17 protein-coding genes are annotated in these 22,998 nt (G+C 65.5%); 9 read left to right on the top strand and 8 right to left on the bottom strand.

The window, feature by feature from the left end; all coding sequences use genetic code 11:
- Window positions 1-122 precede the first annotated feature (122 nt).
- The 9 genes from CLU91_RS02390 (at window position 123) to CLU91_RS02430 (ending at window position 12,609) form a co-directional block, all read left to right on the top strand.
- The gene (locus CLU91_RS02390) at window positions 123-3,821 is read left to right on the top strand and encodes a nitrate reductase subunit alpha (RefSeq protein WP_100872824.1); all 3,699 of its coding nucleotides are present in this window, start codon (window positions 123-125) and stop codon (window positions 3,819-3,821) included.
- Between the two features lies 1 nt (window position 3,822).
- Complete coding sequence (gene narH / locus CLU91_RS02395; protein WP_034781611.1) at window positions 3,823-5,373, top strand: nitrate reductase subunit beta; 1,551 nt, start codon at window positions 3,823-3,825, stop codon at window positions 5,371-5,373.
- Window positions 5,374-5,394: 21 nt separating this feature from the next.
- Window positions 5,395-6,051 carry a nitrate reductase molybdenum cofactor assembly chaperone gene (narJ, locus tag CLU91_RS02400; RefSeq protein ID WP_035818394.1) on the top strand — a complete coding sequence of 219 codons (657 nt, stop codon included), beginning with the start codon at window positions 5,395-5,397 and terminating at the stop codon, window positions 6,049-6,051.
- A 34-nt stretch (window positions 6,052-6,085) separates the two neighbouring features.
- A complete protein-coding gene (gene narI, locus CLU91_RS02405) occupies window positions 6,086-6,772 on the top strand; it encodes a respiratory nitrate reductase subunit gamma (RefSeq protein WP_100872825.1) in 687 nt (228 codons plus the stop codon).
- 15 nt (window positions 6,773-6,787) lie between these two features.
- On the top strand, window positions 6,788-7,549 hold the full coding sequence (locus CLU91_RS02410) for a peptidylprolyl isomerase (RefSeq protein ID WP_100872826.1): 762 nt from the start codon (window positions 6,788-6,790) through the stop codon (window positions 7,547-7,549).
- 102 nt (window positions 7,550-7,651) lie between these two features.
- Entirely contained in the window at window positions 7,652-8,638 is a 987-nt protein-coding gene (gene moaA / locus CLU91_RS02415) for a GTP 3',8-cyclase MoaA (protein WP_100872827.1), read from the top strand.
- A gap of 44 nt (window positions 8,639-8,682) precedes the next feature.
- Window positions 8,683-10,569: a type IV pili methyl-accepting chemotaxis transducer N-terminal domain-containing protein gene (locus CLU91_RS02420; protein ID WP_332870880.1), complete on the top strand. Its 1,887-nt coding sequence runs from the start codon at window positions 8,683-8,685 to the stop codon at window positions 10,567-10,569.
- Window positions 10,570-10,592: 23 nt separating this feature from the next.
- Window positions 10,593-11,255: a response regulator gene (locus tag CLU91_RS02425; protein WP_100872829.1), complete on the top strand. Its 663-nt coding sequence runs from the start codon at window positions 10,593-10,595 to the stop codon at window positions 11,253-11,255.
- A gap of 130 nt (window positions 11,256-11,385) precedes the next feature.
- Window positions 11,386-12,609, top strand: coding sequence for an NnrS family protein (locus CLU91_RS02430; protein ID WP_100872830.1), 1,224 nt, complete (start codon window positions 11,386-11,388; stop codon window positions 12,607-12,609).
- A 4-nt stretch (window positions 12,610-12,613) separates the two neighbouring features.
- On the opposite strand, the gene CLU91_RS28665 is transcribed toward CLU91_RS02430, so the two are convergent.
- The 8 genes from CLU91_RS28665 to CLU91_RS02465 form a co-directional block, all read right to left on the bottom strand.
- Window positions 12,614-12,739: a hypothetical protein gene (locus tag CLU91_RS28665; protein ID WP_269800621.1), complete on the bottom strand. Its 126-nt coding sequence runs from the start codon at window positions 12,737-12,739 to the stop codon at window positions 12,614-12,616.
- Between the two features lie 26 nt (window positions 12,740-12,765).
- The gene (locus CLU91_RS02435) at window positions 12,766-16,179 is read right to left on the bottom strand and encodes a response regulator (protein ID WP_100872831.1); all 3,414 of its coding nucleotides are present in this window, start codon (window positions 16,177-16,179) and stop codon (window positions 12,766-12,768) included.
- A 48-nt stretch (window positions 16,180-16,227) separates the two neighbouring features.
- Window positions 16,228-17,937: a sensor histidine kinase gene (locus CLU91_RS02440; RefSeq protein ID WP_232730594.1), complete on the bottom strand. Its 1,710-nt coding sequence runs from the start codon at window positions 17,935-17,937 to the stop codon at window positions 16,228-16,230.
- Between the two features lie 159 nt (window positions 17,938-18,096).
- Complete coding sequence (locus CLU91_RS02445; RefSeq protein WP_100872833.1) at window positions 18,097-20,340, bottom strand: hybrid sensor histidine kinase/response regulator; 2,244 nt, start codon at window positions 20,338-20,340, stop codon at window positions 18,097-18,099.
- Window positions 20,337-20,699 carry an Hpt domain-containing protein gene (locus CLU91_RS02450; RefSeq protein ID WP_157814549.1) on the bottom strand — a complete coding sequence of 121 codons (363 nt, stop codon included), beginning with the start codon at window positions 20,697-20,699 and terminating at the stop codon, window positions 20,337-20,339. The genes CLU91_RS02445 and CLU91_RS02450 overlap by 4 nt, the downstream gene beginning before the upstream one ends.
- A gap of 34 nt (window positions 20,700-20,733) precedes the next feature.
- Window positions 20,734-21,360, bottom strand: a complete 627-nt coding sequence (locus tag CLU91_RS02455; RefSeq protein WP_100872835.1) for a response regulator — start codon at window positions 21,358-21,360, stop codon at window positions 20,734-20,736.
- Between the two features lie 74 nt (window positions 21,361-21,434).
- A complete protein-coding gene (locus CLU91_RS02460; protein ID WP_100872836.1) occupies window positions 21,435-22,349 on the bottom strand; it encodes an HDOD domain-containing protein in 915 nt (304 codons plus the stop codon).
- On the bottom strand, window positions 22,346-22,993 hold the full coding sequence (locus CLU91_RS02465) for a hypothetical protein (RefSeq protein WP_157814550.1): 648 nt from the start codon (window positions 22,991-22,993) through the stop codon (window positions 22,346-22,348). The genes CLU91_RS02460 and CLU91_RS02465 overlap by 4 nt, the downstream gene beginning before the upstream one ends.
- Between the last annotated feature and the right edge of the window lie 5 nt (window positions 22,994-22,998).

Genomic DNA, 22,998 nt, shown 5'->3' on the forward strand with positions numbered 1-22,998 from the left:
ACTTCTTGCCAATACCGCCGGGCACGGCGCATCGCTAGACTGTTTGTATCGACGCTTGAGCCATCCTGCTTGCAGCGTTTTTATGACCTGGCGCCGCTCCTGCGGCGCAATGTGGAGGTAGCATGAGTCACTTTCTGGACCGTCTTAAATTTTTTAGCAAGCCTGCCGAGCCGTTCTCGAACGGCCATGGCACCGTGGTCGACGAAGACCGCACCTGGGAAAACGCCTATCGCCAGCGCTGGCAGCACGACAAGATCGTGCGCTCCACGCATGGCGTGAACTGCACCGGCTCTTGCAGCTGGAAGGTGTACGTCAAGAATGGCCTGATCACATGGGAAACCCAGCAAACCGATTATCCGCGCACGCGGCCCGACCTGCCCAACCACGAACCGCGCGGCTGCCCGCGCGGCGCCAGCTATTCCTGGTACGTGTATTCGGCCCAGCGCGTGAAGTATCCGATGGTGCGCGGCCGCCTGATGGAAATGTGGCGCGAAGCGCGCAAGACCATGGACCCCGTCACCGCCTGGGACTGGATCAGCCAGGACCCCGTGCGCTCGCAGCAATACAAATCCATCCGTGGCCTGGGCGGCTTCGTGCGCGCCACGTGGGAAGAATCGAATGAAATCATCGCCGCAGCGAATGCGCTGACGATCAAGAAATACGGCCCGGACCGCATCGTCGGCTTCTCGCCGATTCCAGCCATGTCCATGGTCAGCTATGCCTCCGGCACGCGCTATCTGTCGCTGATCGGCGGCGTGGCCCTGAGCTTTTATGACTGGTACTGCGATTTGCCGCCGGCCAGCCCGCAAGTGTGGGGCGAACAGACGGACGTGCCGGAATCGGCCGACTGGTACAACTCGACCTATCTGATGGTGTGGGGCTCGAACGTGCCGATGACGCGCACGCCGGATGCCCACTTCTACACGGAAGTACGCTACAAGGGCACGAAAACCGTCGCCATCTCTCCCGATTACGGCGAAATGGTGAAGTTCGGCGACATCTGGCTGGCGCCCAAGCAGGGCACGGACGCCGCGCTGGCGCTGGCCATGGGCCACGTCATCCTCAAGGAATTCCACTCGGAAGGGCAGAGCGCCTACTTCCGCGACTATGCGCGCCAGTACACGGACTTCCCCATGCTGGTGCTGCTCAAGGAGCATAACGGTACCCTCGTGCCCGACTACTTCCTGCGCGCTTCGCACCTGGACAACAACCTCGACGAAACCAATAACCCGGAATGGAAAACCCTGGTCATCGACGAAACCACGGGCGCCATTACCGCGCCGGCCGGCTCCATCGGCTTCCGCTGGGGCGAGTCGGGCAAGTGGAATCTGGAACAGAAGGCCGGCGGCAGCGGCGAACCCATCGTGCCGATGCTGTCCATGATCAACGACAGCGACGCCGTCACGGAAGTGGGCTTCGCCTACTTCGGCGGCAAGGACGCGTCCGACATGCTGCTGCGCAAGGTACCGGTGAAAACCATCCGCCTGGCCGACGGTACGACGGCCCTGGTCACCACCGTGTTCGACCTGACCCTGGCCAACTACGGCATCGACCGTGGCCTGGGCGGTGAAAACGTGGCGGAAAGCTATGACGACGACGTGCCCTACACGCCCGCATGGCAAGAGAAGCATACGGGCGTGAAACGCGCCGACGTCATCACCGTGGCGCGCCAGTTCGCGGAAAACGCGGACCAGACGCGCGGCAAGAGCATGGTCATCGTGGGCGCCGGCCTGAATCACTGGTACCACATGGACATGACCTACCGCGGCATCATCAACATGCTGATGATGTGCGGCTGTATCGGCCAGTCCGGCGGCGGCTGGGCCCATTACGTGGGTCAGGAAAAACTGCGTCCGCAAACGGGCTGGACGCCTTTGGCCTTCGCCCAGGACTGGGTGCGGCCGATGCGCCAGATGAACGGCACTTCGTTCTTCTATGCGCACACCAGCCAATGGCGCCACGAAAAGCTGGAAACGGGCGACATCGCCTCGCCATCGGCGGCCGGTGGCACGGGCGACCTGACGCTGCTCGACTACAACGCCAAGGCCGAGCGCATGGGCTGGCTGCCATCGGCGCCGCAGCTGCAAACCAATCCGCTGGAAGTGGCCAAGGCCGCTGCCGCCGCAGGCCAGAAGCCGGCCGCATATGCGCTCGACCAGATCAAGGCGGGCCAGCTGCAGTTTTCGTGCGACGACCCGGATAACCCTGCCAACTTCCCGCGCAATATGTTTGTCTGGCGCTCGAATATCCTCGGCAGCTCGGGCAAGGGCCACGAGTACTTCCTGAAATACCTGCTCGGCACGCAGAACGGCTTGCTCAGCGACGAAGACGACTGCATCACGCCGAAACAGGTGAAAGTGCGCCCGGCCGCCGAAGGCAAGCTCGATCTGCTGGTGGTGCTGGACTTCCGCATGTCGACCACCTGCCTGTATGGCGACGTGGTGCTGCCGACGGCCACTTGGTATGAAAAAGATGACTTGAATACGTCGGACATGCATCCGTTCATCCACCCGCTGTCCGAAGCCGTGCAGCCGCTGTGGCAATCGAAGTCGGACTGGGAAATCTACAAAGGGCTGGCCGAGAAATTCTCGGAAATCGGCGGCGAGCTGCTGGGCACCCAGCAAGACATCATCCTCACGCCGCTGATGCACGACACGCCGGGCGAACTGGGCCAGCCTTTCGATCCCAAGGATTGGCGCGCCGGCGAATGCGACGCCATTCCCGGCAAGACCATGCCGAACATGACGGTGGTCGAGCGCAATTACCGCGACGTCTACAAGAAGTTCACTTCGATCGGGCCGCTGCTGGAAACCATCGGCAACGGCGGCAAGGGCATTTCCTGGAAAACGGGCCATGAAGTCGAGATCCTGCGCGGCATCAACCGCACGGTACTCGAAGAAGGCGTGTCGAAGGGCCAGCCGCGCCTCGATACGGCCATCGACGCGGCGGAGATGATCCTGACGCTGGCGCCGGAAACGAATGGCCACGTGGCCGTCAAGGCCTGGGCCGCGCTGTCGTCCATCACGGGACGCGAGCACACGCATCTGGCCAAGCCGCGCGAGCATGACAGCATCCGCTTCCGCGACGTGCAGGCGCAGCCGCGCAAGATCATTTCCTCGCCCACATGGTCGGGACTGGAAAGCGAAGAAGTCAGCTACACGGCTGGCTATACGAATGTGCATGAAATGATCCCTTGGCGCACCCTGACTGGCCGCCAGCAGTTTTACCAGGATCACCTGTGGATGCGCGATTTTGGCGAGGGACTGTGCGTCTACAAGCCGGCCATCAACACGAAGACGACGGAAGCGCTGCTGGGCACCAAACCGAACGGCAACAAGGAACTGGCGCTGAACTTTTTGACGCCGCACCAGAAGTGGGGCATCCACTCCACGTATTCGGACAATCTGCGCATGCTGACCCTGTCGCGCGGCGGACCGCACGTGTGGCTGTCGGAGACGGACGCGCAGACGGCCGGCATCGTCGACAACGACTGGATCGAAGTCTTCAACGTCAATGGCAGCCTGACGGCGCGTGCCATCGTCAGCCAGCGCATCCCGGCCGGCATGACGATGATGTACCACGCCCAGGAAAAGATCATCAACGTGCCTGGCGCGGAGATGACGGGCAAGCGGGGCGGCATCCATAACTCGGTGACGCGCGCCGTGCCCAAGCCGACGCACATGATCGGCGGCTACGCCCAGCTGGCGTACGGCTTCAATTACTACGGCACGGTGGGCTCCAACCGCGATGAATTCGTATTGGTGCGCAAGATGAACAAGGTCGACTGGCTCGAAGGCCCGTTGCAGGAAGAAGGAGCATAGTATGAAAATCAGAGCGCAAATCGGCATGGTGCTGAACCTGGACAAGTGCATCGGCTGCCACACCTGTTCCGTCACCTGCAAGAACGTGTGGACCAGCCGCGACGGCGTCGAGTACGCATGGTTCAACAACGTGGAAACCAAGCCCGGCATCGGCTATCCGAAGCAGTGGGAAAACCAGGACAAGTGGAACGGCGGCTGGCGCCGCACGGATGCGGGCAAGATCGAGCCGCGCCAGGGCAGCCGCTTGAAGATTCTGGCGAATATCTTCGCCAACCCGAACCTGCCCGCCATCGACGAGTACTACGAGCCGTTCACCTACGACTACGAGCACCTGCAAAGCGCGCCGCTGTCGCAGACGCCGCCGACGGCCCGTCCGATCTCCGTGCTGACGGGGAAAAAGATGGAAAAAATCGAGTGGGGTCCGAACTGGGAAGATGACCTGGGCGGCGAGTTTGCCCAGCGCAGCAAGGATAAACTGTTCGACAACATGCAGAAGGAGATGTACGGCACGTTCGAGAACACCTTCATGATGTACTTGCCGCGCCTGTGCGAGCATTGCCTCAATCCGACGTGCGTGGCGTCGTGCCCATCCGGCTCCGTGTACAAGCGCGAAGACGACGGCATCGTGCTGATCGACCAGGACAAGTGCCGCGGCTGGCGCATGTGCATCTCCGGTTGCCCGTACAAGAAGATTTACTACAATTGGTCGTCCGGCAAGGCCGAGAAGTGCACATTCTGCTTCCCCCGCATCGAAGCGGGCCAGCCTACCGTGTGCTCGGAAACGTGCGTGGGCCGCATCCGCTACCTGGGCGTGCTGCTGTACGACGCCGACAAGATCGAGGCTGCCGCCTCCGTGCCGCAAGAGCAGGACCTGTACCAGGCGCAGCTCGACCTGTTCCTCGATCCGCACGACCCGGCCATCATCGCCGAGGCGCGCCGCCAGGGCATTCCTGATCTTTGGCTGGAAGCTGCCGTCAAGTCGCCCGTCTACAAGATGGCCGTCGAGTGGAAAGTGGCGTTCCCGCTGCATCCCGAATACCGCACCTTGCCGATGGTGTGGTACGTGCCACCGCTGTCGCCGATCCAGGCGGCCGCCGAATCGGGCAAGCTGGGCGTGAATGGCATGCTGCCGGACACCCAAAGCCTGCGCATTCCCGTGCAATACCTGGCCAATTTGCTGACGGCCGGCGACCAGCCGCCCATCGTCACGGCCCTGGACCGCATGCTGGCCATGCGTGCCTACATGCGCAGCAAGACCGTCGAGAAGGTGGAAAACCTCACGGTCCTGAAACAGGTGGGCCTGACCAAGGCGCAGGTGGAGGACATGTACCACATCATGGCGATTGCCAACTACGAAGACCGCTTCGTCATCCCCAGCAGCCACAAGGAAATGGCCGAGGACAGCTTCAACGAGAAGGGTTCGTGCGGCTTCAGCTTCGGCAATGGCTGCTCGGACGGCACCAGCGAACCGACCTTGTTCGGCAAGAAAAAACACGGTTCGGCCATCTTCATGCAGATGCCGAAGTCGCGCAAAACGGCGCCAGGCGCTTAAGGAGCTGATATGGAACACGCTATGCATCACTACCAAATCCTTTCGCGCCTGCTGCTGTATCCGGAGCCCGAGCTGATCGCGCACCTGCCGCAGCTCGACGCCGCGCTGGCGGCCGTGCCGGAGCAGCACGCGCTGCTGCGGCCCTTGCTGGCGCACCTGGAAAGCAGCAGCCTGATCGACCTGCAGCAGCAGTACGTGGCCACGTTCGACCGCAATCCGTCGCACTCGCTGCATCTGTTCGAGCATATCCACGGCGAATCGCGCGACCGGGGCCAGGCCATGGTCGACCTGATGGAGGAATACAAGCGCCACGGCCTGCAAATGGTGGGCGACGACTTGCCCGACTTCGTGCCGCTGTTCCTGGAATTCCTGGCACAGCTCGACGAGGCAGTCTCGGCGCCGCTGCTGGGCGACGCCGTCCACGTGCTGGCGCACATCGGCCGCAAGCTGACGGCCAACGGCAGCCCGTACGCGCCCGTCTTCACGGTGCTTGAACGCCTGAGCCCCGTGGCGGCGGAAATGCTGGCCGAACCGCCGGTGCGCGACATGGATGAAGCGCTGGAAACCTTTGGTCCCGGTGCGGACGGCGTCGAGCCGTTGCTGCGCCAAGGTCCGGGCCAAGTTCCGGGCGGCGTCCATCCCGTGCATTTTCACCCGCAGCCGCGGCGCGCTGCTTAATTGGCCGCTTGCGCCCGCATGAGGAGAGTACATCATGAGTAATTACTTGCATCAATTTGTATATGGCATTTATCCATACATCGCGCTGGCCATCTTCTTTCTGGGTAGCCTGATCCGTTTCGACCGCGAGCAATATACGTGGAAGTCCGATTCCAGCCAGCTGCTGCACCGTGGCAGCCTGCGCCTGGGCAATATTCTGTTCCACATCGGCATCATCGGCCTGCTGTTCGGCCATGCGGCCGGCTTGCTCACCCCCGTCTGGGTGTGGGATACGCTGGGCGTGTCGCACAGCCTGAAGCAGGGCGTGGCCATGGCGGCCGGCGGCGTGATGGGCGGTTTGTGCCTGGTCGGCCTGCTGATCCTGCTGGTGCGCCGCTTTTCCAATGACCGGCTGCGCGCCGTCACCACGGCCGGCGACAAGCTGGTGATGCTGTGGATCTTGCTGACCTTGCTGCTGGGTCTGTCGTCGATCTTCGTCTCGGCCTCGCACATGGATGGCCACATGATGGTCTTGCTGATGAACTGGGCGCAGCACATCGTGACCTTGCGCGGTGACGCGGCCAGCTTCATCGTCGATGCGCCGCTGGTGTTCAAGCTGCACCTGTTCATGGGCATGTCGCTGTTCGTCATCTTCCCGTTCACCCGCCTGGTGCACGTGTGGAGCGGCTTTGGCGCCATCGGTTACCTGGGCCGCGCTTACCAGTTGGTTCGTCGCCGCTAAGAAAGGAGTCACATCATGGGAATCTCCGTCAATGGCATCGATATCGACGATGCCGACATCGCGCAGGAACTGCCGCATCACGATGGTGCCGGCAACCCTTTGAAACAGGCCGTGCATGAACTGGTGCTGCGCCGGCTGCTGCAAGACGAAGCCGACCGCCTGGGCGTGCAGGGCGGCAGTATTGATGACCGCATCGAAGCGCTGTTCGCGCAGGAAGTGCGCGTGCCGCCCGCCGACGATGCGGCTTGCCGCACCTTTTATGCGCAGCGCCCGCAGCTGTTTCGCAGCGGGGCGCTGGTCGAGGCCCGCCACATCCTGTTCCAGGTGACGCCCGAGGCGCCTCTGGAGCTGCTGCGCACGACGGCGCAAGCCGTGCTCGACGCCTTGAAACTGGCGCCCGAGCGCTTCGGCGAACTGGCGGCGCAGTATTCGAACTGCCCGTCGGGCGCCCTGGGCGGCAATCTGGGCCAGCTGTCGCCGGGCCAGAGCGTGCCGGAGTTCGATGCGCTGCTGTTCCGCCTGGAAGAGGGCGCGCTGGCCGGCCACTTGCTGGAAACGCGCTTCGGCTACCACATCGTGCAAGTGCTGCGGCGTGTCGAAGGCCAGGCCATCGCCTACGAGGCCGTGCAGGCGCAGATCGCCGACCGCCTGTCGCGCGCCGCGTGGCAGCGCGCCGTACACCAGTATCTGCACTTGCTGGTGGGGCGCGCCGAGATCGCGGGCATCGAACTGGAAGGTGCAAGCGTCGAAGGCACGGCCAGTCCGCTGGTTCAGTAAGTAGAAATGCGTAGGCCGAAAGGCGTAGGCCGCTAGGCCTTCTGGGGCACAGCCAGATCGTGTCCCAGCCTTTACAATCACGGAAGAATCAGGAGTAGCGTCATGGGTAGCGTCAAGTTGCAGGACCGTTTTGGCCGTTCGATCGATTATGTGCGGCTGTCCGTCACCGACCGCTGCGATTTGCGCTGCAGTTACTGCATGCCCAAGGGTTTTCGCGGCTTCGAGGAGCCGAAGGACTGGCTGACGTTCGACGAGATCGAGCGCCTGATGGGCATCTTCGTCCGCCTCGGCACGCGCCGCGTGCGCCTGACGGGCGGCGAGCCGCTGTTGCGGCGCAACCTGCCGCAATTGGCACAAAGGCTGTCCGCGCTGCCCGGTTTGGACGATCTGTCACTGTCGACCAACGCCACGCAACTGGGCAAGCACGCCGTGGCCTTGCGCGCGGCGGGCGTGGACCGCATCAACGTCAGCCTCGACTCGCTCGACCGTGCCTGCATGCAGCAGATCACGGGGCGCGACAGCCTGCAGCCGATTCTCGATGGCCTGATGGCGGGCAAGGCGGCCGGTTTCGACCCGATCAAGATCAATATGGTGGCCATGCGCGGCGTCAATGACGGCCAGATCGAGGCCATGGCGGCGTTTTGCATCGAGCAGCAGTTCATCCTGCGCCTGATCGAAGCCATGCCCATGGGCAGTACGGGCCGCAATGCCAGCTACATGCCGCTCGGGCCCGTGCGCGAGCGCCTGGCGGCCCGTTTTGGCCTGGTGCCGCAGGCGCAGGAACTCGGTGGCGGGCCGGCGCGCTACATGGCGACAGCCGATGGCCGTTCGAGCATCGGTTTCATTACGCCCATGTCGCAGCATTTTTGCGCCACCTGCAACCGCGTGCGCCTGTCTGTCGATGGTACCCTGTATCTATGCCTGGGCCAGGAAGAAAAATTCGCCCTTGGCCCCATGCTGCGCGGCGGGGCCACGGATGCGGAGATCGAAGCGGCGATCCGCGCCGCCATCGAACTCAAGCCGCAGCAGCATGATTTCAATACGCAGCCCGATAAAATCATCAGGTTCATGGCGCAGACGGGCGGCTGAGGCAGTTTGCATTTACATTCAAGGGCGGTATGAAATTCAAGGCGATGTTTTCCTCCTGGCAGAAGCTGTCGACCAAGATCGTCGGCGCGCTGCTGCTCATGCTGGTACTGGCCCTGAGCGCCATCGGCTGCACCCTGTTTTTGTCGTGGCAGCTCGAAGGCAGTTCTGCCGCCATCAATGAAACGGGCCGGCTGCGCATGCAGACCTACCGCCTGACCCTGCTGCTGGCCAGCGACGCGCGCGAGCAGGCGCGCCAGCAAGTGCTGCTGATCGACGAGACCCTGGCCAAGATCGGCCATGGCGACCCGCAGCGACCCCTGTTCCTGCCGCCCAGCACGGCCATCAAATCTGAATTCGAACGCATCGGCACTGCCTGGCGCGGCGCCTTGCGCCCGTCGGCCCTGGCCGCCGATTCCACGGCGCAGGCGCGCCAGTTCGAGCGCGACGCCGATACCTTCGTGGGCCAGGTCGATCAACTGGTGCGCCTGATCGAGCACGATAGCGAGCAGCGCACCTTCTGGCTGCGTGCCTCGCAACTGATCCTCGTCGGCATGGCCGTCATCGGCACGGTCAGCATGATTTACCTGATGTTCATGCTCATCATCGAACCGGTCACGCGGCTGCGCCTGGGCATGCAGCGCATGAAGGAGCGCGATTTCAGCGTGCGCCTTGCCGTGGAGAGCAATGACGAATTCGGCCAGCTGGCCAGCGGCTTCAACCAGATGGCCGACCGCCTGCAGGCGCTGTACGGCAACCTGGAAGAGGGCGTGCGCAGCAAGACGGCCACGCTCGAGTACCGCAACCGCGAACTGGCGCTGCTGTACGAAAGCGCCGCTTTCCTGCAGCGCCCGCAGCCCCTGGAAGACATCTGCGGCGGCTTCATGCAGCGCATCGTCGACTATTTCGAGGCCGACGGCTCCACCGTGCGCGTGCTCGACGCCGAGCGGGGCAACCTGCACATGGTCGTGCATACGGGCTTGTCGGAAGAACTGGTGGCGTCGGAACACTGCCTGAAGGTGGGCGACTGCCTGTGCGGCACGGCCGTCGAGATGAAGGTGGCGAAGGTGCACGACATGCGCCGCATCGACCGCGCGCATGAACTGAAATGCCACCGCGAAGGCTTTGCCACCGTCTCCGTCTTCCATATCCATGCGCACGAACAGCACCTGGGCTTTTTCAACCTGCATTTCCGCCATGCGCGCGTGTTTTCCGCGCGCGAGCTGGCCTTGCTGGAAACGCTGGGCCAGCTGCTGGGCATCGCGCTGGAAAACCTGCGTCTGGCCGCGCGCGAGCGCGAGATGGCCATTTCCGAAGAGCGCAACCTGGTGGCCCAGGGCCTGCACGACAGCATCGCGCAAAGCCTCAATTTCCTCAACCTGCAAGTGCAGATGCTCGACGACTCCGTGCGCAACGCCCGTTTCGACGAGGTGGCGGGCATCGTGCCGGCCCTGCATGCGGGCGTGAAGGAAAGCTATGAAGACGTGCGCGAACTGCTGGCCAATTTCCGCAGCCGATTGATGGAGGACGACCTGATCGGTTCCCTGCGCGCGGCGGTGGACAAATTCCGCCGCCAGACGGGCATCGAGGCCGATCTGCTGGCTGACGTCGACGGCGCGCCATTCCCCCGCGAGCAGCAATTGCAGTTATTATTCATCGTGCAGGAAGCGCTGTCGAACATCCGCAAGCACGCCCAGGCCAGCCACGTCGAAGTGCGCCTCGCCGATCACCAGGATTTTACCCTGACGATCAGCGATAATGGCGTCGGCTTCGATGCTGCCGCCGTGCTGGAAAAGGGCGACAGCCATGTCGGCATCCATATCATGCGCGAGCGCGCGCAGCGCATCGAGGCGACGTTCGACGTGCACGCCTGTCCCGGTGGCGGCACGACCGTCGAACTGCATTTGTCGCGCGAACAGCGCCGCGCCGCCTGAGTAACTACCTGAAAGTATAAAAAATGGAGACACCCGATACACCGATCACCGTCATGCTGGTGGACGACCACGCGCTGTTCCGCAGCGGCATACGCTCGCTGCTGCAGCGGCACACGGATTTTTCCGTGGTGGGCGAGGCGGCCGATGGCGTGGAAGGCATCAAGCGCGCCATCCAGCTGCAGCCCGACGTGGTGCTGCTGGATCTGAACATGGCCGGCATGTCGGGCGTGGAAGCGCTGCAGCTGATGCAGCACGACTGCCCCGACACGGCCATCGTCATGCTCACCGTATCGGAAGACGCGGAGGACCTGGCGACGGCCCTGCGCGCGGGCGCCTGCGGCTATCTGATCAAGAATATCGATGCCGATTACCTGGTGCGCGCCATTCGCCGCGCGGCGGCCGGCGAAGTCGTCATCGCCGAAGCCATGACGGGCAAGCTGGTGGCGCAGCTGCAGGCGGGTACGCGGCGCGAGGAACCCGTGTCGGAACTCGACAAGCTCACCCCGCGCGAAAAGGAAATCATCGATTGCCTGTCGCGCGGCGAGAGCAACAAGGGCATCGCGCGCACCCTCGACCTGGCCGAGAGCACGGTCAAGATCCACGTGCAGAACGTGCTGAAAAAGCTCAACCTCACCAGCCGCGTGCAGGCGGCCGTGTATGCGGTCGAGCACCGCCAGGGCAAGTAGCCGAGTAGTCGTGGTCTGACCCGCCGGGTCAGACCCCATGGCGAATATCTCCCTCTAGTCCTTTTTGCCGATGGATCTCCTTGCACTTTTAAAGTAGTATATTGAATATATCTTTAAAAGCGAGCCCATTATGGCCATTACCCCGATCAGCGAACCTTCCCCACCTTCCACGACGGCAGGCGCCGCGCCCTGGCATGCGCGCCATGCCGTCTGGCAGCTGGGTTTCCGCCCGTTTTATCTGCTGGCGGCCGTGTTTGCGACCCTCGGCATCCCCCTGTGGCTGGCCAGCTATGCGGGCTGGCTGACGGGCGGCTTGCAGGTGGGGCTGGGCTGGCATATGCATGAAATGGTGTTCGGCTTCGCGCTGGCCGTCGTCGTGGGGTTTTTGTATACGGCGGGGCGCAACTGGACGGGCTTGCCCACGCCGCACGGCGTGCAGCTGATGGCGCTGGCGGCATTGTGGCTGGCGGGGCGCGTGGCCATGCTGTGCGGCCCCGGCCTGCTGCCGGCGCTGGTCGACTGGATCTTCCTGCCGCTGGCCGCCTGGCCCCTGTACCAGGTGCTGCGCCGCTCGGGCAATACGCGCAACCTGTTCCTCGTCGGTCTGCTGGCCTTGCTGGCGCTGGCCAATGGCCTGTTCCACGCGGCCGTGCTGGGCTGGCTGACGTTCTCCCTATTCGTGCCTGTGCAGGCGGCCATCTTCATCATCGTGCTGATCGAATCGGTGATCGGCGCGCGCGTGATCCCCATGTTTACGCGCAATGGCGCACCCGATATCAATCCCAATCGCTCGCCCGTGGCCAGTCCGAAGCGGGCGCTGGTCGCCGTGGCCTGCATGGCGGCGGCGGCCATCGCGTGGCTGGCCGGCGCGCCGGCCTGGCTGACGGCGCCGCTGGCCTTTTGTGCTGCCGGCGTGTCGCTGGCCAATCTGCTGGCCTGGCAGCCGCAGCGCACGGTGCGCGTGCCCTTGCTGTGGATTTTGCACCTGTCGTATGCGTGGATAGGCGTCGGTTTTGCCCTGCTGGCGGCCGCCAGCCTGGGCCTGCTGCCGGCCAGCGCCGCATTTCACGCGCTGACGGTGGGCTCGATGGCGGGCCTGATCATCGGCATGATGACGCGCACCACGCTGGGCCATACGGGCCGTCCGCTCAAGGGCGGCCGGGCGGAAGCGGCGATGTACTGGCTGATCCAGTTGGGCGCGCTGGCGCGCCTGCTGGCCGCCGCCGGTCCCGCTACGCTGGCCATGCCGCTGCTGCTGGCCGCGGGCGCGTGCTGGTCGCTGGCCTTTGGCTTGTATGCATGCGTGTATGCGCCTTATCTGTGGCGCGCCAGGGTCGATGGCCGCGAAGGCTAAGCGGTCAGAAAGGGCGCCAGGCCAGCAGTTTTTTGAGTTCCGGCGCCCAGTAGGACAGCGATTCGCCCACGACGAAGAGCAGCATGCCCAGCATCAAGGCCCTCAGCAGCAAATCCCTGCACCAGATCATGGCATCCCCCCGAGTTTTCATATTGATCATTTTGTCATTGGCATGGCCGGCTGGCCGGGCGGCGTCTGTGCTGTGAAGGCGGCGGCGGCCTCGATGGCGCGCGCCAGCGCCTGTTCCAGCGTGTCGAGCGCGGCCGACGCATCGTCGCCGGCATGCAGCAGCTGTTCTGCTTGCTGCGCGGCTTGCAGGGTGGCGGGCAGGGCCAGGCTGCCAGCCTCGCCCGCCAGCTTGTGCGCCAGCGCGGCGGCATCGTCGCGCGCATCGGCTGCCAGCAGCGCGCGCATGGCGCCCACCGTATTGCGATGGCTGCTGCCAAAACGCGACAGATGCTGGCGGTAGGGCGCTTCATCGAGCCACTGCGCCATGCCTTGCGCCAGGTCGATCACGGCTGCGGCGCCGCACGGCGGCACGGGCATCGCCGCTTCGGTCACTGCCGGCGGCAGGGCTGGCAGAGCTTGCGCATGGCGCCGATGCGCGCGCGCGATCAGGGCGATGGTCTGCGGCACGTCGAACGGTTTGCTGATGAAATGGTTCACGCCCGCTTCCAGTGCCGCCGTGCGCTGCGTCTGGAACGCCCCGGCCGTCAGCGCCACCACGGGCAAGTCCTGAAACTGCGGCAGCTGGCGCAACGCGCGCGTCGCCTGCAAGCCATCCATGACGGGCATCTGCACATCCATCAGCACGATGTCGACGTCGGCGGGGTGGGCCAGCAGCCAGTCCAGCGCCTGCCTGCCATCGCAGGCGAACGATGGCACGGCCCCCTGGTCGCACAGGATATGCCTGACCACGTCGCGGTTGATGTCGCTGTCATCGACCACCAGCACGCGCACGCCGGCGAGCACGCGTTCTTCCAGTACACCCAGGCTGGCGTCCAGGCCGGCGGCCCGGGCGCGCTGCTGGCGCGCTGCCATCGTCGCGTTGTACAGGCTGGAAGCGGTCACCGGTTCGTTGAGGATGGCGTCGGCCGGATCGGCCGGGTCGGTATGGCGCCGCGCCGGCCGCGTGGCCGGCATGCCGCCCGCTGCCAGGATGACGACGGGGCAGTCTTGTGGCGGCAGGTATTCGCGCAGCGCGCGCGCCGTCGCTTCGCCGTCCAGCTCCGGCATGCGCGCGGCCAGCAGGACGACGCCGGGCCGCGCATCGTCGGCGCAGGCCAGCGCATAGTCGAGGGCCGCGCGCCCGTCGGACACGGCATGCACGCGCCAGCCCAGCCCCTGCGCCACGGCGGCAACGGCCTCGCGCGTGCCGGTATTGGCATCGGCCAGCAAGGCATGCAAGGCTTGCATGTCCGGCGAGGACAGGGCGCCGGCGGGCAGCAGTTGCAGCGGCACCGTGAAGCTGAATTCGCTGCCCTGGCCCAGGCGGCTTTGCAGGCGCAGCGAGCCGCCCATCAGTCTGGCCAGCTGGCGGCAGATGGTCAGGCCCAGGCCCGTGCCGCCGAAGCGGCGCGTGGTGGACGTGTCGGCCTGGGCGAAGGCGGAAAAGATCGTTTCCTGGACCTCGGGCGCGATGCCGATGCCCGTGTCGCGCACGCTGAAACGCAGTAGCGCGGCATCGCCGTCGCGGCTTTCCAATGTGGTCAGCAGCTCGACCGTGCCCTGCGCCGTGAATTTGATGGCATTGCTGGTCAGGTTGACCAGCACCTGTTCCAGCCGCAGCGCGTCGCCCAGCACCAGGTCCACGCCATCGGGCAGCGCCCCGATCCGCACCTCAATCGGCTTGTCATGCGCGGCCACGCCCATGCTGGCGGCGAGCTTCTCGGTCACCTCGGCCAGGCGGAACGGCGCCTGTTCGATGCTCATGTGGCCCGCTTCGATTTTCGACACGTCGAGCACGTCGTTGATGATGCCCAGCAAGGACTGGCCGGCGGCGCGGATCTTGTGCGTCATTTCGAGTCCTTCCCTGTCCAGGCTGCCCCGTTCCAGCAGCCATGCCATGCCGAGGATGGCGTTCAGCGGCGAGCGGATTTCATGGCTCATGTTGGCGAGGAATTCCGCCTTGCTGCGGTTGGCCGCCTGGGCCGCATCGCGCGCCAGCAGCATGGCCTCTTCGGCCTGCTTTTGCGCGGAAATATCCTGCGCAAAGATCAAGGTGGCCGGTCCATCCTTGAGCATCACGCGCGTGGTGGTCTTGAAGATGGGCACGGGCAGGCCCCGCTTGTCCAGGCCGATCGCTTCGAACACCTGTTCGCTGGGCGAGTCCGCCTCGATCAGCGCTTCGTTGGTGGCCAGTGCCGCCAGCGATGGCGCGGAAATCATGGAGGACCAGGGCAGGCCGTTCAGATCGTCTTCGAACGAGTAGCCATGCAGCCTGCGGTAGCGGGGATTCGAGTAGATGAAGCGGCCGTGGCGCAGGATGGCGATGGCCACGGGCGCATCTTCGATCAAGGTGCGAAAGCGCGTTTCGCTGTCGGACACGGCTTGCATGGCCTGGCGCTCCGTTTCCTGTTCCGCATGCCAGGCGGCCTGCTGGCGGCGCCGCCGCTGGCTCCAGAACAGCAGGCTGGCCCCGGCCAGCGCCAGCGTGGCAAAGCACAGGATGTAGGCCAGCGCCTGGCGCCGCAACGGGGCGGCGATGGCCGCTTCTTCGCGGCTCAGGCCGATGATGATGGCGCGGTCCATGTGCAGCGCGGGCGGCGCGATGGTCGCCATGGCCATGATGCGCGGTGCGGCGGCGCCGGCGATCCCGACGCCGCTCAGCACGCCGGCCTGATAGCCGCTGTCGCGAAAGCGCCGCAGGAAGCTGCCGGGCAGGTCCACATTGCCGCCATTCGCAGCCCTGGCGGGATAGTTCAGGAATTGCCGGCCGTCGCCATGCAGCACCACGGCCCAGACGTCGGGGGCATACATGGCGGTGCGGAACTTGGCCGTGAAGTATTCGGGATCGAGGGTAGCCAGTACCACGCCGGCAAAGCGGCCCTGCTGGTCCTGCACCATGCGCGACGCCGTGATGACCAGGTCGCCCTTGAAGGAATGGAAGGGCGCCGAGATGTACAGCGTGCGCGCATCAGGGGCGTCGCGCGCCGTCTGGAAGTAGCCGCGGCGCGAAAAATCCTGGTTGGCCAGTTCCGGGATATTGGTGGCGATCGGCTTGCCCTTCGCATCGACGACCAGCATGGTGCGCACGCCCGGCATAGCGTCGACCAGCGCGGCCAGGCGCCGGGGCAGGGCTTGGCCGGCGTCTGCCGTGGCGCCGGCGCCAAGATAGTCGCGGATCACGCCGTCGAGCACCAGGTTGGTCGCCGCCAGGTCGACTTCGATATTTTTTGCCAGCAGTGCCGTCAGCACGCTGAGCCGTTCACGCTCGGCCGCGTCGTGCCGCGCGGCTTCGGCCTGGTGCGCGTAGGCAAGGGCGGCAGCCGCGAGGAGCAAGCCGAGGAGTAGAAACAGCCATTCGATCCATTGTCTGCGTACCGCCGCCGCATCTGTGTGATAGGTCATGGGGCGATGCTATACCCGATAGGGATGGATAACAACTTTAGTGTACGACTATGCATGTGAAAGTGTGGTCAATTTGCCGTCCGCCGCCGTCGCGCGGGCCGTGCCGTCCAGCGGCAGCCGCAGGCGGAAGGCGGCGCCCTGGCCCGGCGCGGAGGCCACGCCGATGCTGCCGCCCATCAAGGTGACGAGCTGGCGCGCGATGGCCAGGCCCATGCCGGCGCCGCCATGGGCGCGGCTCGGCGAGTCGTCCGCCTGCGAGAATTTGTCGAAGATGTCGGCTTGCTGCGCTTGCGCGATGCCGATGCCCGTATCGCGCACCTCGATCTGCAAGTCCGCGCCACTCGCCATGACGTGGACATCGACGCGCCCTGTGTACGTGTAGCGGATGGCATTGTCGAGCAGGATATCGAGCACGCGCACCAGACGCACGCGGTCGCAATCGATGCTGAGCGGGGTTGCGGGCGCGACGTGCGAGGCCAGCAGCAGGCCCTTGTGCGCCGCGCGCTGCCGGTGCGGCGCCAGCGCCAGTTGCAGCAACTGGTCCAATGGCGCGGCGGCAGACTCCAGCCGCACCTGGTCGTTTTCAAGCGCGCTCAGTTCCATCGCCGCTTCCACCATGGCCAGCAACTGGCGGCCGCTGTCCTGTATCGTTTGCGCGTAGGCTGCCTGTTCCGGTTCGCGCAGCTGCTCGAGCAGCAGTTCGGAGAAACCGAGGATGCCATTGAGGGGCGTGCGCAATTCATGCGACATGTTCGACAGGAAGCGCGACTTGGCCTCGCTGGCGGCGATGGCCCTGGCGCGGCTGTGGACCAGGCGGCCGATCAGCAGCACCAGCGCCGCCCACGACAGCACGATCAGCACGCTGGTGACGGCGGCCATCAGCAAGGCCTGGTTGCGGCGCGAGACGTAGTCGGCCAATACCGTGTTGCGGTCCAGTCCGACCAGCATGTAGAGTGGATAGTTGGCCAGTTTTTCGAAGGCGTAAATGCGCAGGGTGCCGTCGACGGGACTGCGCTCGGTGAAGCTGCCCCGCGTGTTTCCTTGCATCAAGGAAAAAACCTTGCTGTCACCGACATCCTGGCCGATGGTATTGACGGCGCCGACCCGGCGCGCGCGCACCACGCCGTCACTGCCGACGAGCGTGATGGAGCTGTTGTTGCCCAGGTCGACTTCGTCGTACAGGCGCGTAAAGTAATACGGGTCCATCGAGACCACCACCACGCCCTTGAAGCGGCCATCGGCATGGTTGATGCGGCGCGTCATCTGGATCGACCATTTTTTCGATACGCGCCCCAGCACCGGCTTGCTGACATACAGTTCGCCGCTGTCGCGCTGCATGTGTACCCGGATGTGTTCGCGGTCGGCCAGGTTGGTCGGTTTGAAGGGATGGCTCGACAGTACCGTGTCGCCCCGTTCGTCGACGATGGTAAACAGGTTGTACAGGGGCCCGGGATTGAGGCCTTGCTGCAGGTCCGCCACGATGTCGAGGCGCGGGCCCAGCGCCTGGTAGCGGCCGCGCAGGTAGGTGACCGCCTGGTCCGCCGCCTCGATCGTGCGGATCGCGTGTTCGTCGAAGACGCGCGCCATGCTGCGCGCATCGCGCCCGGCATCGGTGATGGCGGCGTCGTGCGCGCGCTGCAATTGCAGCATGGTGATGCTCCACAGCCCCGTCAGCAGGACTGCCATGAAGAGCGACAGCAGGGTGCGCGTATCGCAGCGCTCCCAGGCCATGGCCTTCCAGTATCTGTACTGCCGCATGCTGCCTCCGCAAGGTCTGCCAGGTCCGCCAGGTTTCCGTCGGCGCGGAAGTCCGGCGTCACTGGCGCGTTGATTTGTCAATTATAGCGAATATAATTGATTTTATCGAATAAAATGATTTTTATGCGGAAGTGTTGTATTCAGCGCCGGCCCGGGTCGCTAGCGCGTCAGCCAGTGCTCCACCATTGCGCGCAGCTGGGCGGCCGTAAAGGGCTTGGACAGATAGTCGTCCATGCCGGCGGCCATGCAGCGTTGCCGGTCGTCCTCGGTCACGCCGGCCGTCAGGGCGATGACGGGCAGGCGCGGCGCACCGCTGGCCGCTTCGCGGGCACGCAGGGCCTGGCAAGCCTGGTAGCCATCCATGACGGGCATCATGCAGTCCATCAGGACCAGGTCGTACGCTTGCCCGGCCAGTGCCTGCAGGCCCAGTGCGCCGTTCTCCGCCGTGTCGATGTGGTAGCCGCTGGCGGCCAGCTGCAGGCACACGAGCTGGCGATTCAGCGCCGTATCCTCGACCAGCAGGATGCGTGCGCCCGGCCCTGATGCGGGCGCGGGCAGGGGGGCGGTCGCCGGTGCCGCAGCGGGCGCCGGTTCCTGTTCCTGCTGCGGCTCCTGCTGCGGCTGCGGCGTGGCGGCGCCTGGTGCCTGGGCCACCTGGCAGGGAATGCGCACGGTGAAGCGCGAGCCGGCGCCGGGCTCGCTGCTGCAGAAAATCTCGCCGCCCAGCAGCGCCACCAGGTGTTTGCAGATGCTCAGTCCCAGTCCCGTGCCGCCATACGCGCCGCTGATGCTGTCGTCGGCCTGGCAAAACGGCTCGAAGATGCGGCTCAGTTGCTGCTGGCTTATGCCGATGCCCTGGTCGTGGACACTGGCGACGAGGCAGGCGCTGGCGCCGTCCGGCCTGGCCGCTTCCAGGTGCAGGCGCACGGTCACCTTGCCGGAAGGCGTAAACTTGATGGCATTGCTGAGCAGGTTGCCGAGGATTTGCGCGATGCGCGTGCGGTCCGAGCACACCTGCTGCGGCACGCTGTCGCCGATGTCGCTGGCAAGGTGCAGCTTCTTGCGGTCGGCTTGCGGACGGTGCAGGGCCAGCACGTCATCGAGCAGCAGGCGCGGGTCGAAGTCGCGCAGTTCGATGTTCATCTGGCCTGCCTCGACCTTGGACAGGTCGAGGATGTCGTTCAGGATGCGCATCAGGTGCTGCACGCCATCGCCGATACGCTGCGCATATTGCTGCTGTGGCGCCTCGAGTCCGGTTTCCTGCAGCAGTTCGGCCATGCCGGCGATACCGGCCATGGGCGTGCGGATCTCGTGGCTCATGATGGCCAGGAAGCGCGACTTGGCGGCATTCGCCGTTTCCGCGCGCGCTTGCAGCGCCAGCGCCATGGCCGCGTCGCGCTCCTGGCGCCGCAGCAGGGCCATGATCAGCGCGATGGCCAGGGCCAGCACCAGCAGGCTGACCACGGCCGCGCCGCCCATGGTACGCAACATGCGCCGCCAGGCCGCCAGGTAGACGTCGTCCGTAATGGTCACGTTGATGGCCAGCGGATAGTCGCGCACCAGCCGTACGCCGGCCAGGCGGTCGACCCTGCGCCCCTGTTCGGCCGCGCGCGGCGAGTCCACCTGCAGCACGCCATGCGTCTTGCCCTGTTCCAGCAGGCGGTAGGTGCTGCCCGTCAGGTTGCGCTGGCCCATCATGGCGGGCACGGCCGGCCAGCGGGCCAGCAGCGTGTAGTCGCTGCGGTACAGCGAAAAAGCCGTGTGTTCGCCGATGCTGGCGTTCTGGAAGAATTTGCTGAAGAAGTCGCATGACAGGCCCACCAGCACCACGCCCAGGAAGCGGCCGTCCGGGCCGTTGATGCGCCGGCTGATATAGAAGGTCCAGGCGCCATTGCCCTTGTTTTGCACGGGCGCGCTGACATGCATGCCACCGTCCGGGTGGCGCCGGTGATAGTCGAAGTAATCGCGCTCGCCGAGGCGGATGGGCGGCGCGGGATAGGCGCGGCTGAAGGCCAGCACGCTGGCATCGCTGCCGACGATGGACACGACGTCCACTTGCGGCACGCCGCCGATCTTGTGCCGCAGCATCTGGTGCATGGCCGCGGTGCCGGCGGCGGCGGCCAGCGCGTGCGCGTCCGCGGGGGCGGCCGCCTCGATGTCGTTGCTGACGCTGTCGAGCACCAGGCGGGCCGCCGTCATGCTTTGCGCCGTGTTTTCCGCCAGCAGCAGCGACAGATTGGACAGGTCCTGTTGCCAGTCATCGACGGCTTCGCGGTACAGCAGCACGCCGGAAACGACGATGCGCAGCGCCAGCAGGCACACCAGCACCAGGCCCACCACGGCGGCCGTGGTGCGCGGGCGATAGCGGTGCGCCAGGCGCAAGATGGCCTGGCGCAGGTTCATGCCTGCGCGCCCGTGTACTCGCGCATGCTGCGGCAGACCTCCTGCTCCACTGCGGCGACCAGCACCGTCGTTTCCGCCAGCCAGTCCGGTGCCGCCACGCCCTGGTGGCGCACCAGCTGCTCGAGCTGCGCCAGGCGCGCCGTCAGGGCACTGGCGCCCAGCAGGGCCACGGTGCCGCGCAAGGTATGGCAGCTATGCACGATGGCTGGCGCCGCGCCGCTGCGCACGGCCTGTTCGATGCGCGCAAACATGGCCGGCGCCGTATCGAGGTAGGTCTGCGACAGGGCGCGGAACATCTCCAGGTCGTGGCCGGTGGCCTGGAACAGCACGGCTGGATCGATGTGGCGGTAGGCTTGCATGGCGGCTCCGTGGCGAAGGAAAAACGGTGGAGGGCTAGGCGGCCAGGCTGTTGCGCCGCGCATGGCCGGCGCAGCAGGCGCGCAGATAGCCACGCAGCTCGTCGTAATTGACGGGCTTGGCAAAGAACACCACGCCGGGCGGCACGCCACCGCGTTCTTCCAGCTCCTCCGGCGTCAGGCTCGACAGCATGGCGATGTGCATGTCCGCCAGCAGCGGGTCGGCCAGGATGGTACGGATCACTTCGTAGCCGTCGATGCCTTCCATGATGATGTCGGCGAGCAAGATGTCGGGCTGGTCGCGGGCGATTTCCATCAGCGCCTGGTAGCCATTCTCGCAAAAGCGCAAGCTTGCCTGCAAGCCCCATGAACCGATCTGCTTTTCATACAGCGCGCGTTCGATCGGATTGTCTTCGATCACCAGGATGGACGGCGGGCGGCCCGATGCTGCGGGGCGGCTGGCGCGCGCCGCGCGCTGATCCTGCCCTTGCTGGCCGGGATTGCCCTTGTAGGCCTCGACGGCCGCGAGGGGAATGCGCCGGTGGCCGCCCTTGGTCTTCCAGGCTTCGATAACGCCCGCCTCGACCAGTTGCTGCACCGATGTGACCGAGATGCCGAGGATTTCGGCCGCCTTTTGGGTAGTGCATACGTCTGCAGTGTGCATGATGGACTTTATGCTCGGGGATGAAGTTGAATGGAATGATACGCAATCACGCTCAAAAAATCAATTTCAACAAATTAGATGAATTCACTAAAAACCTGCCGCGCGGCGGGCCGCATTCCGCTGCGCGTGCGGCTCAGGGCAATGTGGGCGTGCGGTTCCACGATGGCGCGCCATTCGCTCCACTCCGCGTGACTGTGGCGCAGCAGGGTTTCCATGCGGTCCCCATCCAGGCCAAGTACCCGCGCGGCGGCCGTGGCCGGCCCGCGCGGCCCCACGCCATTGCGCAGTATCAGGTCGGCGAAACTGCTGGCCAGTTGCAGCAGCCAGGCCAGCTCCGTCATGCGTCCGGCCTGCCCGAAACCGGGCGGCGCGGCATGGCAGCGCACGGCGTCGCACAGGATGTCCGGCATGCCCCAGCCCTGCATGAGGCTGGCTGACAGCGCCAGTTGATGGTGGCCGAAGCGCCGCGATTCCTCGCACAGCAGCAGCGCCCTGGCAGCGCTGCCGTGCTGGCCCAGCAGTTGTCCATACGCTTGCGGATGCAGCACGGCCAAGGCCAGTTGGCCGATATTGGCCAGCAAGCCGCAAGTGTACAGCTCTTTGGCCGGCGCCAGCTGCAGCGCATCGCCCGCCACGCGGGCGGCGCAGGCCATGGCTTGCGAGTGTGACCAGAATCGCTGCGCGTCGAAGTGCGCACACGTGGCCGCTGGCAGGGCGACGATGGCGAACGCCTGGCGCAGGGCGGGCAGGCCGATGGCGGCCAGCATCGCTGCGTCGACTGCCGCATGCAGGCGCTCGCCCGGCGGCACGGCCCCATTCGCCAGGCCGATGAGCGTGCCGGTCAGGGCCGGATCGCAGCCCAGTTGTTCGGCCAGCTCATCGAACGGCACCCGTTGCTGGAACAAGGTCGCCAGCCAGTGGCGCCGCCAGGCGGGCGAGGGCAGAACAGCGCCGCCGAGCAGGCTCGCCAGATCGAGCTGCGCCTTCATGGCCGGCTCCCGATACCGCTGCAGTCATCCTCCCGCGCGGCGCCCGTTTGCAGGGCCGTGACCGCTTGCGACAGGGCATCGAGCGCCATCAGCAGGTCCGCATGCAGGCGGCGCAGCGCGCCGATATCGTTGGAAAAGCCCGCATGCACGGCCTGGCGCGCCAGTGCCTGCAAGGGAAGCAGACCCATGGCGTAGCTGCTGTCGACAATTTCCTGTGCCAGCACCCTTGCCGGGGCCGGGCGTTCGCAGCGCAGCGCATGGGCGATGCCGGCCAGCCGGTCGCGCGTCTCGGCCACGAAGAGGGCCAGAATCTCGCCCTGCAAGCGCCGGTCGTAGCCGAACATGGCGTCCAGGCGGGCCAGCTCGAACGGCGGCATGTCCGGCGCCTCGGGCCGTGGCGGCGGTGCCGTGTCTGCCGTGTCTGCTGTTTTGGCCGTCTGGGTGGCCTTGCGCATTTGCAGCTGCTGATGCAGATCGGCAGCTGTCGCGCTGGCGGCCGGCGCGCGGCCGGACTGGTGCCAGCGCAGGCGGCGCCAGAGCAGGGCGGCCAGCAGCAGCAACAGGCCCGCCAGCGCCAGCGCCGGCCGCATCAGCGAGACGTCGTCGCAACGAAGGTAAGGATGGACCGCGAGGAAGGAGTTCATGGCTA

It is taken from the genome of Janthinobacterium sp. 64 (assembly GCF_002813325.1).
In the GTDB taxonomy this organism is placed as follows: Bacteria; Pseudomonadota; Gammaproteobacteria; order Burkholderiales; family Burkholderiaceae_D; genus Janthinobacterium.